This is a genomic window from Bacteroides sp. AR29 (genome assembly GCF_900217715.1).
Classification (GTDB): Bacteria; Bacteroidota; Bacteroidia; order Bacteroidales; family Bacteroidaceae; genus Bacteroides; species Bacteroides uniformis.
Genome location: NZ_OBMS01000007.1, coordinates 88,214 through 103,764, shown reverse-complemented (window position 1 = coordinate 103,764; position 15,551 = coordinate 88,214). Strand labels below are relative to the sequence as shown.

The following is a 15,551-nucleotide window of genomic DNA, read 5'->3' as shown; positions in this document are numbered from 1 at the left end:
AACTCATAACTTAAAATGAATCCGATAGATATCATTAACAAATATTATCCGGAAGAGAATGAGTTGCGGCATATACTGTTGACGCACAGCCGTTCCGTAGCCGACAAGTCGTTATGGATTGCCGACCGCCATCCGGAACTTTCATTGGATAAGGATTTTCTGTACGAGGCTGCCATGCTGCACGATATAGGCATTTTTCTTACAGATGCGGCAGGTATCCATTGTTTTGGCGACAAGCCTTATATCTGTCACGGTTATTTGGGAGCCGACCTGATACGCGGCGAAGGCTATCCCCGCCATGCTTTGGTTTGTGAACGCCATACGGGTGCCGGACTTTCATTGGAGGGAATCATTGCGCAGGATTTGCCCGTACCGCATCGTGAAATGGTTCCGGTCAGCTTGGAAGAACAAGCTATCTGTTTTGCCGATAAGTTTTATTCAAAAACTCATTTGGAAAAGGAGAAAAGTGTAGAAAAAGCCCGTAAAAGTTTGGAACGTTATGGTGAAGAAGGGGTACGGCGCTTTGATAATTGGTGCGAACAGTTCTTGTAGCAATCTAAATTTCTTTAAAAAGGGAGATTATCCGTATAAATTATGTACTTTTGCCCCTCCAAGCGTAAACTATTAGTTAATGACGCCATTGAAAGCAAATACATTCATATCATTCATACTACTATTCGTCTTGCTTCTTCTCTCCGGTGGGGCTGCTTCTCAGCGCCGTAGAGCGAAGGTCGCGCCTCCGAATATTCAGCGGACAGACACGTTGCAGGTAGGGGATAGTTTGCAGATGGGAGACTCCCTGCAAGGGGGAAAGGGGCTTCCTGCCGATTCGTTGCAACAAGATACGGTAGCGGCTGCGCCTCCCAAGAAGGATGCATTGGATGCTCCCGTAGCCTACGAAGCCAATGACTCCATTGTATTTACGCAGAGTGGCTTTGCCCATCTTTACGGCCAGGGAAAGGTGAGTTATCCGGGTGCTGACCTGGAGGCTGATGTCATCTCTATGGATATGGACAACAGTACGGTTTTTGCCCGTGGCGTGGTCGATTCTGTAGGAACAGCCAAGGGAAGACCGGTCTTCAAAGACGGGGACACCTCCTACGAAACCGATACTATCCGTTATAACTTCAAGAGTAAAAGAGGTCTTATCAGCAATGTTGTCAGCCAGCAGGGCGAGGGATACGTGACCGGTAATAATGCCAAGAAAGGGAATAATGATGAACTCTATATGAGGAGCGGTCGTTACACGACTTGTGACCATCATGACCACCCCCATTTTTATATGCAGATGACTTATGCCAAGGTACGTCCGAAAAAGAACGTGGTGACGGGACCTGCCTATCTGGTAGTAGAGGATGTGCCGCTTCCGCTTGCCGTTCCATTTTTCTTTTTCCCGTTTTCTAGCAGTTACCAGTCCGGTTTTCTGATGCCTACCTATATGGATGACTCCAATCGTGGCTTCGGTCTGACGGACGGTGGATATTACTTCGCCATCAGTGACCAAATGGACTTGAAGCTGCGGGCGGATATCTTCACGAAAGGTTCTTGGGCGCTGAATATGGAGTCGAACTATGTGAAGCGTTACAAATATTCCGGTTTGCTGCAGGCAAGCTATCAGGTGACCAAGACCGGTGACAAAGGCTTGCCCGACTACTCGGTTGCCAAAGACTTCAAGGTGGTGTGGTCTCACCGGCAGGACCCGAAAGCGAGTCCGAATTCTACCTTTTCTGCCAGTGTGAACTTTGCTACCAGTAGTTATGAGCGTACCAATATCGGCAATATGTACAACTCCCAGGCAATGTCGCAGAATACCAAGACTTCCAGTGTCAGCTATTCGCGTAACTTTCCCGACCAGCATCTGAGCATCTCCGCTTCAGGTAATATTGCCCAGACCATGCGCGACTCCTCTATCGCGGTGACTTTACCGGACATGACCATTTCCTTGAGTACCATTTTCCCTTTCAAGCGCAAACATGCAGTGGGAGATGAAAAGTGGTATGAGAAGATTTCCGTTCGCTATACTGGCCGTGTGAAGAACAGTATCAAGACGAAGGACAATCTGTTGTTCAAGAAGAACCTGATACGCGATTGGGAGAACGGTATGCAGCATGAGATTCCGGTAAGTGCCACGTTTACTTTGTTCAAGTACTTCAATGTGACGCCTACCGTAAACTATACGGAGCGTTGGTACACCCGCAAGGTGAAGAAGGACTGGGACGATGAGCAAGGCAAGGAGGTGAATGATACGACCTACGGCTTTCACCGTGTATACGACTACAGTGCCAGTCTGGGTATCAATACCAAAGTTTATGGTATGTACAAGCCATTGTTCATGAAGAAGAAGGAGATACAGATACGTCACGTCATCACTCCCTCCATCAGTTTCAGCGCTGCGCCCGATTTCACTTCGTCCCGTTTTGGCTATTATGACTCTTATATAAAAGACCAGAACGGCATTCGCGATACCGTGCAGTATTCCTATTATGCCGGTCAGGTGTTCAGTCCGCCAAGTGGAGGAAAGCAGGGGCTTATCAGTTTCAATATCTCCAATAACCTTGAAATGAAGTTCAAGGATAAGAATGACTCTATCCGCAAGGTGAGCCTGATTGACGATTTGAGTATGGGTATCAGTTACAACACGGCTGCCCAGGTGCGTCCTTGGAGTGACTTGAGCTTTAATCTCCGTCTGAAGTTGAGCAAGAGTTATACGTTGAGTATGAGCTCTACCTTTGCCACTTATGCTTACGAGTTTGATGAGAACGGAAGGGTGGTGCCCGGTAACCGTACGGAATGGTCGTATGGCCGTTTCGGTCGTTGGTCGGGATATGGTACGTCGTTCAGTTGGACCGTGAACAATGATTCGTGGAAGAAAATAAGGAACTTCTTCACCGGTCAGAAGGATGACGAGGAGCAGGGCCAAGACCAGAATGCCTCGACGGAGGAAGACGGTGACATGGAGGGGGAAACTACCGAGGACGGCACTCCGAAGAAGAAGAAGGAAAAGGCTGCTGCCGATGCTGACGGCTATCAGGTATTCAAGATGCCTTGGTCTATCAACTTCAGTACCGGTTTCAATATTACGGAAGACACCAGTAAGCCCATTAATCGTAAGAACATGCGCTATCCGTACAAATTCAGCCTGAATTCCCTTAATATAAACGGTAACGTCAAGCTTACCAATAAATGGGCTGTCAGCTTCAATTCCGGTTATGACTTCAATGCGAAGGAGATAACGCAGACCGCTTTCAACATCACACGTGACCTGCACTGTTTCAGCATGACGGCTGCCATATCACCTTTCGGACGCTGGAAATACTATAACTTTACCATCCGTGCCAATGCAAGTATCCTGCAAGACTTGAAATGGGAACAGAGAAGCCAGACTCAGAGTAATATTCAGTGGTATTGATGTTTACCAAATTATTTCCGTCTCTCCATGTTCCCGCAAATACTTGTTTGTTTTGCTGAAATGCTTGTTCCCGAAGAAGCCGTTATAAGCGGATAGGGGAGATGGATGTGCCGAGGTAAGTACCAGATGTCGGCTACGGTCGATGAATGCCCCTTTACGTTGGGCGTAGGCTCCCCAAAGAATAAATACAAGATGCTCTTTTTCTTCGGCGAGAATGCGGATAGCCGCATCTGTAAATGTTTCCCAACCTCGGTTTTGGTGAGAACCGGCTTGGTGTGCACGTACGGTGAGGGTAGCATTGAGCAGCAATATGCCTTGCTCTGCCCAGCGTGTCAGATTGCCGGTAGTGGGGGCATCAGTGCCAATGTCATTTTTTATTTCCTTGAAAATATTAAGTAAGGAAGGAGGGAAAGGAACACCGTCATTTACGGAGAAACAAAGTCCGTGTGCTTGTCCCGGACCATGATAGGGGTCTTGACCGATTATCACGACTTTTACTTTGTCAAAAGGGCATAGGTTGAATGCATTGAATATCAGCTTTCCCGGAGGATATATTGCATATTTCCCATATTCGTCCCGTACAAAATCAGTCAATGTACGGAAATAATCTTTCTCAAATTCAGGTTGCAGATGTGCTTTCCAGCTTTCTTCTATTTGAACATTCATAATTGGATCTGTTAGTAGTTTCGGATGCTAAAGTACAAAATAAAAAATAAAGTCCAACCTTTTGAGGGGGTGAACTTTATATTATATGACGGGATAAATGTATATCAAATCAGGTGTATATTGTGTTCCTTGCACTCTTTGCGCATATCTTCCGGCCAGATACTGGCTTGTATCTCACCGATATGCGCCTTGCGCAGATAGAACATACAGAGGCGGGACTGCCCTATACCGCCACCGATGGAAAGCGGCAGTGTATCATTCATCAAGCGTTTGTGGAAGTAAAGTTCCAGGCGTTCCTCTTCGCCTTCCTCTTTGAGCTGGCGAAGCAGGGCTTCCTTGTCTACGCGGATACCCATGGAGGAAAGTTCGATGCTGCGTTGCAGGATGTGGTCCCATAGCAGGAGGTCACCGTTCAGTCCGGGGAGGTCGTTCAGCCCTTTGCTGGTATAGTCGTCGTAGTCCGGGGCGCGTCCGTCGTGCTTCTTGCCGTCGCTCAGCTTGCATCCGATACCGATGATGAACACTGCACCGTATTTCTTGCAAATGGCATGTTCGCGGCATTTGGGTTCCAAGTCCGGATACTGTTGGCGCAATTCTTCGGCATGGATAAAGTGAAGTTTCTGGGGCAGGCAAGGCTTGATTTGCGGATACATCTCATATACCATATATTCTGTGCGCACCATAGCTGCATAGATACGGGTTACTATCTCCTTGAGGAATTCCACATTGCGGTCTTCGGCAGTAATGACGCGTTCCCAGTCCCACTGGTCTACATAAAGGGAATGCAGATTGCCCAGTTCTTCATCGGCACGGATGGCATTCATGTCTGTGTAGATGCCATATCCCGGTTCGATATGGTATTCGGCAAGCGTGAGGCGTTTCCATTTGGCGAGGGAGTGCACCACTTCAGCTTTGGCGTCGCCCAAATCTTTGATAGGGAAAGTTACGGCACGTTCCACTCCATTGAGGTCGTCATTGATACCCATTCCTTTCAATACGAACAGTGGAGCTGTCACACGTCGCAGGCGCAGTTCGGAAGAGAGGTTCAATTGGAAGAACTCTTTAATTTGTTTAATCCCTAATTCAGTCTGTTTTAGGTCCAATAAAGGTTTGTAACCTTCAGGTGTTATCAGGTAGCTCATAAATTTATTCAGTATAACTTCTATTAAATTGCTCGGCAAAGATAGGAATAATATTGATACTTGCTTCTGTTTTGTGGGAAAAAAGAACAAAATGTTTGTGTAATTGCGGTTAGTCTTCTCAAAGTAATAATAAAAATATTCCTCGGTTTGATATAAAAAGCGTTTGAATGTTAGGAATCTGCTAATTTTTTTATACTTTTGCATCCACATTTGGCTCCGTAGCTTAGTGAATAGAGCGTCAGATTCCGGTTCTGAAGGTCGTGCGTTTGAATCGCACCGGGGTCACAAAGAAAGGAACTCCCTTTGCATGAATATTTTGCAAAGGGAGTTTCTTTTTATACAATACATCCAGAAAAGTCAACCATACGGTTCTCTTTCTTGTTATAATTTCCATAGAGTTAGAGGTATGAAACAAATAATATTTATTTTTGCAATGTTAATGACTTGTCTGTCCTATGCCGGTAAGCCGGAAGGACGGTCAGAAAGGAGAACAGACATGAAACCAATGAAAGAGATTTATCTGGCAGGAGGATGTTTTTGGGGTACCGAACATTTCCTGAAACAAATAGAAGGTGTGGAGGCTACCCAGGTGGGATATGCCAATGGAAATATAGCCAATCCTACCTATCAGCAGGTGTGTACCGGTACCACGGACTTTGCCGAAACCGTAAAAGTACAGTATGATCCCGATGAGGTGGACTTACCTTTCCTTATCGACCTTTATTTCAAAACGATTGACCCTACCAGCCTCAATAAGCAAGGGGGGGATAGAGGTACACAGTATCGCACGGGTATCTATTATACGGATACCGCCGACCTGCCTGTTATTCGTGAAACCGTTGACCGGCTGGCTGCCAACTACTCCCGTCCGTTGGTTGTAGAGATAGAGCCTTTGAAGAACTTCTATCTCGCCGAAGATTATCATCAAGACTATCTGGACAAAAATCCTGGTGGATATTGCCACATTAACCCCACCTTGTTCGACCTGGCACGTAAAGCGAAGATGAAGAAAGAAGGAGATGGCGGGTATTTAAACCTGGAAAAGTAACGGACAATGGATATACTGTTAATAAGTAATGAAGATACGTGCCGCAGCCGTATCGCGCAGGAACTCCTGCATGCATTTGGCAGGGGAATGAATATCTCTACGGCAGGAATTATGGAGGGGAACTGCGTTCCCGATGCCGTGTGCAATGTGATGGAACAGAATGGTTTCAGCGTGTCTCGCAAGAAACCGTCTGGTGTCGGGACCTATACGCACCGGTCGTGGGACTACGTGATTACCCTATGTAAAGAAGCCGGAGAAGAACTGAAATTTATCACTCTGGATGCCAAGCAGCAGGTGCATTTTAATTTTGAAGACCCCTTTAAAAATCGTTTTCAAAATGAAAGTGAGCAGGAGCAACAAATTGCCGCACTCTATGAAACCATGTACCGGCGGCTGTATGAATTTTACCGCGATGAACTGAGTGGGCAGTTGTTACCCCATTGTACGTGCGGTGCAAACACCTATTGCCGTTGTGAATAGTGAAATATGTGTTTTTTTTGAAGCAATCTCTTGACTCGTCCCTAAGGGCAGGACCTATCTTTGCATCATAAACAAAATGCGCATGAGTTTATGAAGAATAAAATGAAGTTTAAAATCGGAGAGTTTTCCAAACTTTGCCAGGTGACCGTTAAGACGCTTCGTCATTATGAAGAGATAGGATTGATGATACCCGTTGAAGTGGATGAGTGGACGGGGTATCGCTATTACGACATCAGCCAGCTCCGGTGTATGAGCCGTATTGTTTACCTCAAGCAATTAGGGTTCAGCCTCGAAGAGATATCCGAGTTGTTTGCCGATGGCAAGGAATTTCCGGATGCTGAATTGTTGAAGGTTAAAATAGAACGTTGCAAAAACGAGATTGAACACTTGATATGGCGGCAGACCGAACTTGCCAAATTGGAAAATTTACTCCATAAACAAGAGAATGTTATGGAAAAAGTGTTTAAGAAATCCCTCCCTTCAAGAATTTTTGCTACCCATCGCCGTAAAATAGACTCTTATCAGGAGCTGTTCAATCTTTGTCCGAATATCATCGGGCCTGAAATGTACCGTTTGGGTTGTGAATGTCCTGCCCCGGAATATTGTTTCACGGTGGAATATAATGAGGAATATGGGGTTGATATTGATATCGAGTTTTTTGAAGCGGTGGCTGAACGCAAGGAAGATTCGGAACTGATTAAATTCAAGGAACTTCCGGAAGTGCCGGTTGCGCTCTGTGTCAACCATTACGGTGCTTATGAGCATATGCCCGAAACTTTCGCCGAGCTTTTTGCGTATGCCGAGACAAATGGATACGAGGTCATTGACCGTGCCCGGTTTTGCCATATTGACGGCATTTGGAACAAAGAAACGGTGGATGAATGGATGACGGAAATTCAGTTGCCCATCAAACTTTCTTAATCAGCCTTTGATTTCTGCGGAAAGCTTTCAACCGTGAGAATACCTAAAAATAGGGATAGGTAGTCAACTTATTTTCTGCGAACTTTGCAGACTGAAAAAAGAATTGAAATGAGAAGCCTGCATATTCTGTTCATATTGGTAGTTGTCACTTGGCTCGGTTTTCCGCTGAGAGCGCAAGAAGCTATTTCTATCGGGACTCGCCACACTTTGTTTTCGCATGTCTTGAATGAGGCTAGAGAATATTGGGTGTATGTACCTGCAACCCGCCCGGGTGAAAAAGAGGAAAGTTATCCGGTTCTTTATTTGCTGGACGGTGATTCTTTTTTTCATTCGGTGGTAGGTTTTACTCGCTTGTTTTCCACCTCCAAAGTTTCTTCCTTACCGCCCTGTATCGTTGTGGCTGTCCTGAATACAAACAGAACCAGAGACTTTACGCCAACCTGTTCCGCTGCCCGGCGTGACGGAACTGTCCGTCCGGGCGATAAACCGGAAGGGGGTGGGGCAGGACAATTTTGCCGTTTTCTGACGGAGGAGCTACGCCTCGCAGTGGAACAAGACTTGCCGGTGAATGGACAACACTTGTTGGCTGGACATTCTTATGCCGGGTTGTTCACGCTGCATGTTTTGCTGAATTATCCCAGTGCATTTGATACATACATCGCCATAGACCCCAGTTTATGGTGGGATAAAGGATATTTTCAGAAACAGGTAGAACGGCAGGTAGATAAGGTTGACTTTTCAGGAAAGCAACTGTATGTTGCGTTTGCCACTCAGCCGCGTCTTGATAGGAAGCTGATCCACTTTCCCCTGACAGATGATTTTATAGGGAGTGCAGTTCCTCGTATGGAGAAGCGGCATTTGCGGGTGGTATCAAAAAAGTTCCCGGAAGAGACGCATGGAACGGTTGCTCTTCCGGGATTTTATGACGGACTGAAAACGTTGTTCTTCCGTTCTGCGGTTGGAATTTCTCTGCCGAACGAACCTCTCTGAAAAAAAATCTATTTTTCAGTAAGCTGAATGATATGCGCCATTGTACTAAGGGGACTACCTATACCATGGTGAGGTCTGCCAAAATCCTAAAAGCGTCATAGCCTGAGTCGCCTTCCGGCAGGAAGCGCCGAGAAGCGCCGTTTCCTTATAAATCAGTATTTTCAGCTCCGGAGAAGGTTGAGTGTCCTTCTCCGGACACACTGATTAAAAAACTGCAAAAGTGCAGCCGGGGCTTCGTTGACTCCGGGCAATTGGAATAGTAGTACAACTACTGTTGTACAATGAGCGCAGCACCATATGCCCTGCTACCGTACGGAAGTGCATAAAAAAACAGTTGCCTGGAGAAACCCTCTCCAAGCAACTGTTTTCAGCTTCTTGATACTTAACTTTATAATCTACATATTCTAAATCTTTCTTGTCATCAATCGTCAATGTCAATCACCCTCATTTTAGAGTCAAATGTAATTTCCCAACGATTAGACAACTTTATCTCATACTCATTGTCATCGTACTCAATCTGAAGAATTCTTGCATCCGGATAATTGGTCTTTACATAGTTACGTATCGCTTCCGGTACAATCTGTGCAGGAACTTCACTTTGTCTGCATCGTACCTCCTTCCATTCTCCCGATTTATCAAATTCTACCTTCTCCCCATTCGTGAACACCACATCATAGCTTTTATAAAACATTCCCGACTCCAATTTAGCCATTGCCACCTTATGGTCTTTAAAATAAGTCTTGATAAATGTCTGCGCCTTCGCCGGCAACTGGCTCACCTCTATCGGCTTATCATTATCTGCCATTACCATTGTGTGCACTGCAAACATACAAACCAACATCATAACTAACTTTTTCATACTTTTCTATTTTTAATAATTAATACTTTATTTGTTTTCTGTATTGCAAAGATGGGAAGGAAATCTGGAAAGAATTGGGAAAAAAACTCTATTTTTGGAAATGAAAAAAAATCTATTTTTGAAAATGGGTGTTGCGGCTCTTCACCTATGAATTTTTGTTTGCAATGAATATTATTTAAAGACACAATAGACTATTATGGCTATGAAAATATTAAATCAGTTTATCGATGATTTTGTAGGTGTTTTCCAATATCGGTTTATGGATACCTTTCAATATTTTAAAGAAAGGAAGAAAAGTAAATATTTGGGAGATAGATTTGAGGAATGGGTTGTGAAGAACTCTAATATTAGTAAAGAAGGTTATCCGGACCTCTGTGACAAGAAAATATTTTGGCGGCTTTTAGATTGGAGAGGTGATAAATACATTGAGGGTTATAGACCTCTGTCTTCATCATCTCCGGATTTGTTGATGGAGTGTGTTACCACTACGAGTACCATTCATGAAGTTGGAGATATTATAGCTGTAGAATGTAAATGGCGAAGTAAGATAGGTTTTTATCTCGATATAAAAGACATTGAAAAGTACGAAAGGTATATGAACTCTAATCTGTTGAACCGTCCGATAAAAAACTTGTTTTATGTTTTTGGCTTTGGATGGTGTGGTGACGGTCCGGAATCTGTTTATGTAGTTCCTGCCAGAGAATTGTACGATTATGATAAAGATACTCGTAGGATAACGTTCCCTATTAAAGAAACCGAGAAGGAGAAAATGAGTAGATTGGAGCGTTTTAAGAAGAAAGACAATAGATGCCTTCTGTATATCAAGTAATGGTATTACTTGGTTATATAAGCTCCAATCAACTGTTATATTGTTTGGGTCGCCGTCAATCTTTGTGGCGAAGGCTATTACTGGCATCTAATGCGGTTTGCAACCTTTCCCAGTCGTCACAAAGCGCCTGCATGGACGGAAACAATAAATCTGCTCCGGCATCCAGTAATACCTGCCTGTCCAGCGGACCGGTATTGACTGCCACAGTGAATATGCCGGCTGCTGTTCCGGCTTGTACTCCGATAGGTGCATTTTCTACAACTATAGCTTCGTTGGCTTGTACTCCGGCTTTTTCCAGTCCCATTAGATAAGGCTCAGGATGAGGCTTTCCGTATTTCACATCAAAGGCGGTCACCATGTGGTCGCGCTGAAACATACCAGGGAAGTTGTGGGCAAGGCGGTTCAGCAGGGAGTGTTGGCCCGAACCGGTGACAAGTACCGGAATAAGTCCTGCCGCTTTTACCTTTTGCAGCACTTCCCAAGCACCCGGCATACGTTCCGGTTCCGGGTGGGTACTGAATTCGGCGCTTTTCTCTGCATAGATGCTTTCTATCATCTCGGGAGTGGCATCCTTGCCATACTGGCGTTGATAAACGATGTTGATGGTGGAGGCTCCGGTACGTCCCTCGTGCATGTATGCCTCTTCACGGCTCAAGTGCAGGCCATGACGTTCCATTACTTTATGCCAGGCATCGGCATGGTAGGGCATGGAGTTGAATAACACACCGTCCATGTCAAAAAGAACGGCTTTCAGTTGGATGTAGGGGTGCCCGTGCTTTTCCAGATAACGGGCGATAGAGTTTTCGAACACTTGGTAGATTGGGGATTGAGAATTTAAAAATGCGGGGTAGATAAATAGAGAGTTGAGAATCGGGGAACGGTTCTCTTCGCACTTGTTGTGCAGCCATTTCTCAATTCTCAACTCTCAATTCTTAATTTATCAAAGTCTTGCCTGGATAGCTTTGGACTCTTCTTCGTAGCCGGGCTTGTTCAGCAATGCAAACATATTCTTCTTATATGCTTCCACACCCGGTTGGTTGAACGGATTGACTCCCAAAATATAACCGCTGATACCGCAAGCTATTTCGAAGAAGTAGAGCAGACCTCCGATGCTTTCTTCATTCAGTGCAGGGATAACGATGCGCATGTTGGGTACGCCGCCGTCAACGTGGGCAAGCTGTGTGCCCAATTCAGCCATCTTGTTCACTTCGTCCACGTGCTTGCCTGCCAGGAAGTTCAGTCCGTCGAGGTTGGCTTCGTCCGAAGGTACTTGCAGGGAGTGCTGTGTCTTCTCCACGGAGATGACAGTTTCGTAGATGGTACGTTCGCCTTCCTGAATCCATTGTCCCATGGAGTGCAGGTCGGTGGAGAAATCTACGGCAGCAGGGAAGATACCCTTGTTTTCCTTACCTTCGGATTCACCATAAAGCTGCTTCCACCATTCGCTTACGTAGTGCAGTTTGGGATTGTAGTTTACGAGGATTTCAATTTTCTTACCGTTCTTGTAGAGCTCGTTACGCGTAGCTGCATAGATGGCAGCAGGATTTTCTGCAAACGGAACATCTTTTCCACAAGCCTTTTCCATGGCAACTGCACCTGCAACCAATTTCTCAATGTCGAAACCTGCTATTGCGATGGGCAGCAAGCCTACCGGAGTCAGTACGGAGAAACGTCCGCCCACGTTATCGGGGATGATGAAGGATTTGTAGCCTTCGTTGTCGGCCGTTACGCGGGCAGCGCCCTTTTGGGCATCGGTGATGGCAACGATAACCTTCTTTGCCATATCCTTGCCGCGTTGGTCTTCGCATTGCTTTTTCAACAGACGGAACGCCAAGGCCGTTTCAGTGGTAGTACCGGATTTGGAGATGTTGATAACACCGAATTTCTTGTCTTTCAAGTATTCGGTGAGTTCATATAGATAATCTTCACCGATATTATGTCCTGCATACAGAATGACCGGAGCCGTTTTCTTGTCTTGCAACCAGGTGAAGCTGTTTGACAAAGCCTCTATCACCGCACGTGCACCGAGATAACTTCCGCCAATACCGGCAACTACTACTACTTCGCAGTTGTCACGCAACGTCTGTGCGGTAGCCTTTAGGTCAGCCAGGTGCTCTTTAGTGATGGAAGAGGGGAGGTGCAGCCAGCCTAAGAAGTCGTTGCCCTTACCGGTACCATTCTCTAATGCTTCCTGTGCAGCCTTTACTTGGGCTTCATAGGCGAAAACGTTTTCTTTGGAGATGAATCCAAGAGTCTTTTCAATGTTCAAACTAATCATAATATTCTAGGTTTTAAATTCAGTATTTCGTTTTATCTTTTTTCGCGCTTACCGGAATGAATCGGTAAGCAGCTTGATTTCAATCGTCGGTGAGATACGCTCATACAGAATGTTGTATACTGCATCTACAATAGGCATGTTGACATGATAATGCTTGTTGATTTCCTTGATACATTTTGTACCGTAATATCCTTCAGCAATCATTTCCATCTCAATCTGCGCGCTTTTCACGGAGTATCCCTTGCCAATCATCGTGCCGAATGTGCGGTTACGGCTGAAATTGGAATATCCCGTCACCAGCAGGTCACCTAAATAAACGGAATCATTTACGTTTCTGTTCAGCGGATGTACCGTTTGCAGGAATCTGTTCATTTCCTGTATGGCATTGGACATAAGCACAGCCTGAAAGTTGTCTCCATATTTCAGACCGCTGCAAATACCGGCTGCAATGGCATATACATTTTTCAGCACCGAACTGTATTCAATGCCGGCAACATCATTACTGACAGAGGTCTTGATGAATGAACTGGCCAGTTTGCGGGCAATGGTGCAAGCCTTGTCGGTGTCGGGACAAGCAATAGTCAAATAAGAAAGGCGTTCCAAAGCCACTTCTTCCGCATGGCAGGGACCTGCCAATACAGCAATATTCTCAGCCGGGACGCCATATTCCTTAGTGAAATATTCCGAGACAATCAAGTTGTCATCGGGTACAATACCTTTGATGGCAGTTATGATGAATTTATCCTTAATCTTAGTCTTCAGTTTCTTCAAGTGAACCTTCAGATAAGGGGAAGGTGTAACGAAGATGAGCGTATCAGATTCTTTCACGACATCATTGATGTTGGAGTTGAAGTTGATACGCTTGGTATCAAACTTGACGCCCGTCAGGTAGGCAGGGTTATGGCCAAGCCGTTTGAAGTCGGCAATACGGTCGTCTCGCCGCATATACCAGTTTATCGACTCCGCTTGGGCCAGTACCATTTTGGCAATGGCAGTTGCCCAACTTCCTCCGCCCATGATGGCTATCTTACCGGGTAGTTTCATATCGAAATTAATAATTAAAAACTAAAAATTAAAAGGGGGTGAAGGAGCGCGCCTTCACCTTCCTCCTATCTTTAATTTTGCCTATTTAATTCTTTAATTTTTAATTCTTAATTCTTCCGACCCAGTCAGCAACTTCGTTTACGGTCGGGTTTGCCAGTTCCAATTTATATTTCTTGTTGATACCGCAGATGTCCATGTGGAGTTTTTGCGGATTCACATCTTTCATGTCACTCACCAGGTTGTAGCCGGCCTTCTGGATTACAGCCACCCAATCTTCGGGGATGCCCAGTTCCGTGTATCGTGCAGGAGCATCTTTGGGGATGACCTTTTCCGGACGCATCTGCGGGAAGAAAAGCACTTCCTGGATGAAGGATTCGCCCGTCATCAACATGGTCAGACGGTCGATGCCGATACCGATGCCCGATGTGGGAGGCATACCATATTGCAATGCTTTTAGGAAGTCCTGGTCGATGAACATCGCTTCGTCGTCTCCCTTTTCGCTCAAGCGAAGTTGGTCTTTGAAGCGTTCTTCTTGGTCTATCGGGTCGTTCAGCTCGCTGTAAGCGTTGGCAAGTTCCTTGCCGTTCACCATCAGCTCGAAGCGTTCGGTCAGTCCCGGCTTGCTGCGGTGCATCTTGGTCAGCGGGCTCATCTCTACGGGATAGTCGGTGATGAAAGTGGGCTGTATGAAAGTACCTTCGCAGAATTCTCCGAAGATTTCATCAATCAGCTTGCCCTTGCCCATGGTGTCGTCAATTTCCATATTCAGTTCCTTGCACACCTGGCGGATTTCGTCCTCGCTCTTGCCTTCGAGGTCGTATCCGGTCTTTTCCTTGATGGCTTCCAGGATGGGCAGACGGCGGTAGGGAGCTTTGAAGCTAATGGTCTTGCCGTCTATCTCGGTTTCTGTGCAGCCGTTTACGGCGATACAGATGCGTTCCAGCAATTTCTCCGTAAAACTCATCATCCAGTTGTAGTCCTTGTACTGCACGTACAGCTCCATACAAGTGAATTCCGGGTTATGGTTCTTGTCCATACCCTCGTTACGGAAGTTCTTGCCTATTTCATATACACCTTCGAATCCGCCCACAATCAGTCGCTTCAAGTAAAGCTCGGTGGCGATACGCAGGTAGAGGTCTATATCCAGAGAGTTATGGTGGGTGATGAACGGACGGGCGCTTGCTCCACCGGGGATGGATTGAAGAATCGGCGTCTCCACTTCCGTGTAGCCGGCTTCATCCAGCACAGCACGCATGGTCTTGATGACGGTGGCGCGCTTCAGGAATTTTTCTTTCACGCCGTCGTTCACGATAAGGTCTACATAACGCTGGCGGTAGCGGAGTTCGGGGTCTTCGAAAGAGTCGTAAGCCACGCCGTCCTTATATTTCACGATAGGCAGGGGCTTGATACTCTTTGCAAGTACGGTCAGCTTCTTGGCATGGATGCTGATTTCGCCCATTTGGGTACGGAATACGAATCCTTCAATGCCGATAAAGTCGCCTAAATCGAGCAAACGTTTGAACACGGTATTGTACATCTCCTTGTCCTCGTCCGGACAGATGTCATCGCGGGTGATATATACCTGGATGCGTCCTTTGGAGTCCTGCAATTCGATGAAAGATGCTTTACCCATGATACGGCGGCTCATGATACGTCCGGCAACGGACACTTGGCGAGGCTCTGCATCGTCGTTGAATTCAGCTTTAATATCGGTAGAGAAAGCATTTGTTACATACTCTGCTGCGGGATAAGGCTCAATGCCCATCGCGCGAAGTTCATTCATACTGTTGCGACGAATGATTTCTTGTTCACTTAGTTCTAATACGTTCATTTCGCTATATTTCACTCAATTTGGGTACAAAAGTACGAAACATTTTTCAGATAG

General features: G+C 45.8%; 14 protein-coding genes and 1 tRNA gene. 8 read left to right on the top strand and 7 right to left on the bottom strand.

Annotation, left to right across the window (positions count from 1 at the left end; all coding sequences use genetic code 11):
* The first annotated feature begins 15 nt into the window (after window positions 1-15).
* Window positions 16-552, top strand: a complete 537-nt coding sequence (locus tag CSD97_RS06575; RefSeq protein WP_005827246.1) for an HD domain-containing protein — start codon at window positions 16-18, stop codon at window positions 550-552.
* A 79-nt stretch (window positions 553-631) separates the two neighbouring features.
* Complete coding sequence (locus CSD97_RS06570) at window positions 632-3,409, top strand: putative LPS assembly protein LptD (protein WP_005827242.1); 2,778 nt, start codon at window positions 632-634, stop codon at window positions 3,407-3,409.
* Window positions 3,410-3,412: 3 nt separating this feature from the next.
* Here CSD97_RS06570 and ung read toward each other — a convergent pair whose 3' ends face one another.
* Together ung and asnA are read right to left on the bottom strand one after the other, a co-directional pair.
* A complete protein-coding gene (gene ung, locus CSD97_RS06565; protein WP_098032132.1) occupies window positions 3,413-4,075 on the bottom strand; it encodes a uracil-DNA glycosylase in 663 nt (220 codons plus the stop codon).
* A gap of 104 nt (window positions 4,076-4,179) precedes the next feature.
* Window positions 4,180-5,217 (bottom strand): aspartate--ammonia ligase, encoded by a 1,038-nt coding sequence (gene asnA, locus CSD97_RS06560; protein WP_061411280.1) that lies wholly within the window; start codon window positions 5,215-5,217, stop codon window positions 4,180-4,182.
* A 212-nt stretch (window positions 5,218-5,429) separates the two neighbouring features.
* Here asnA and CSD97_RS06555 point away from each other — a divergent pair.
* The 5 genes from CSD97_RS06555 to CSD97_RS06535 all read left to right on the top strand — a co-directional run bounded on the left by CSD97_RS06555 (window position 5,430) and on the right by CSD97_RS06535 (window position 8,656).
* Window positions 5,430-5,502 (top strand) — tRNA-Arg (locus tag CSD97_RS06555).
* A 121-nt stretch (window positions 5,503-5,623) separates the two neighbouring features.
* Complete coding sequence (gene msrA, locus CSD97_RS06550; RefSeq protein ID WP_098032131.1) at window positions 5,624-6,265, top strand: peptide-methionine (S)-S-oxide reductase MsrA; 642 nt, start codon at window positions 5,624-5,626, stop codon at window positions 6,263-6,265.
* Between the two features lie 6 nt (window positions 6,266-6,271).
* Window positions 6,272-6,745 (top strand): hypothetical protein, encoded by a 474-nt coding sequence (locus CSD97_RS06545; RefSeq protein WP_005833171.1) that lies wholly within the window; start codon window positions 6,272-6,274, stop codon window positions 6,743-6,745.
* Window positions 6,746-6,835: 90 nt separating this feature from the next.
* On the top strand, window positions 6,836-7,666 hold the full coding sequence (locus CSD97_RS06540) for a MerR family transcriptional regulator (RefSeq protein ID WP_005833169.1): 831 nt from the start codon (window positions 6,836-6,838) through the stop codon (window positions 7,664-7,666).
* A gap of 108 nt (window positions 7,667-7,774) precedes the next feature.
* On the top strand, window positions 7,775-8,656 hold the full coding sequence (locus CSD97_RS06535) for an alpha/beta hydrolase-fold protein (RefSeq protein WP_016273018.1): 882 nt from the start codon (window positions 7,775-7,777) through the stop codon (window positions 8,654-8,656).
* A 421-nt stretch (window positions 8,657-9,077) separates the two neighbouring features.
* Here the strand turns inward: CSD97_RS06535 and CSD97_RS06530 are convergent, their stop codons facing one another.
* Window positions 9,078-9,515 (bottom strand): PepSY-like domain-containing protein, encoded by a 438-nt coding sequence (locus CSD97_RS06530; RefSeq protein ID WP_005833165.1) that lies wholly within the window; start codon window positions 9,513-9,515, stop codon window positions 9,078-9,080.
* Window positions 9,516-9,717: 202 nt separating this feature from the next.
* Here CSD97_RS06530 and CSD97_RS06520 point away from each other — a divergent pair, with 202 nt between their 5' ends.
* Window positions 9,718-10,344, top strand: a complete 627-nt coding sequence (locus tag CSD97_RS06520) for a hypothetical protein (RefSeq protein WP_016273017.1) — start codon at window positions 9,718-9,720, stop codon at window positions 10,342-10,344.
* Window positions 10,345-10,399: 55 nt separating this feature from the next.
* Here the strand turns inward: CSD97_RS06520 and CSD97_RS06515 are convergent, their stop codons facing one another.
* The 4 genes from CSD97_RS06515 to lysS all read right to left on the bottom strand — a co-directional run bounded on the left by CSD97_RS06515 (window position 10,400) and on the right by lysS (window position 15,497).
* Window positions 10,400-11,155 carry an HAD family hydrolase gene (locus CSD97_RS06515; protein WP_008664065.1) on the bottom strand — a complete coding sequence of 252 codons (756 nt, stop codon included), beginning with the start codon at window positions 11,153-11,155 and terminating at the stop codon, window positions 10,400-10,402.
* Window positions 11,156-11,284: 129 nt separating this feature from the next.
* Window positions 11,285-12,622: a glucose-6-phosphate isomerase gene (locus CSD97_RS06510; protein ID WP_016273016.1), complete on the bottom strand. Its 1,338-nt coding sequence runs from the start codon at window positions 12,620-12,622 to the stop codon at window positions 11,285-11,287.
* 48 nt (window positions 12,623-12,670) lie between these two features.
* Window positions 12,671-13,666, bottom strand: a complete 996-nt coding sequence (locus CSD97_RS06505) for an NAD(P)H-dependent glycerol-3-phosphate dehydrogenase (protein WP_044467854.1) — start codon at window positions 13,664-13,666, stop codon at window positions 12,671-12,673.
* A 100-nt stretch (window positions 13,667-13,766) separates the two neighbouring features.
* Window positions 13,767-15,497, bottom strand: a complete 1,731-nt coding sequence (lysS, locus tag CSD97_RS06500; protein ID WP_005833162.1) for a lysine--tRNA ligase — start codon at window positions 15,495-15,497, stop codon at window positions 13,767-13,769.
* Between the last annotated feature and the right edge of the window lie 54 nt (window positions 15,498-15,551).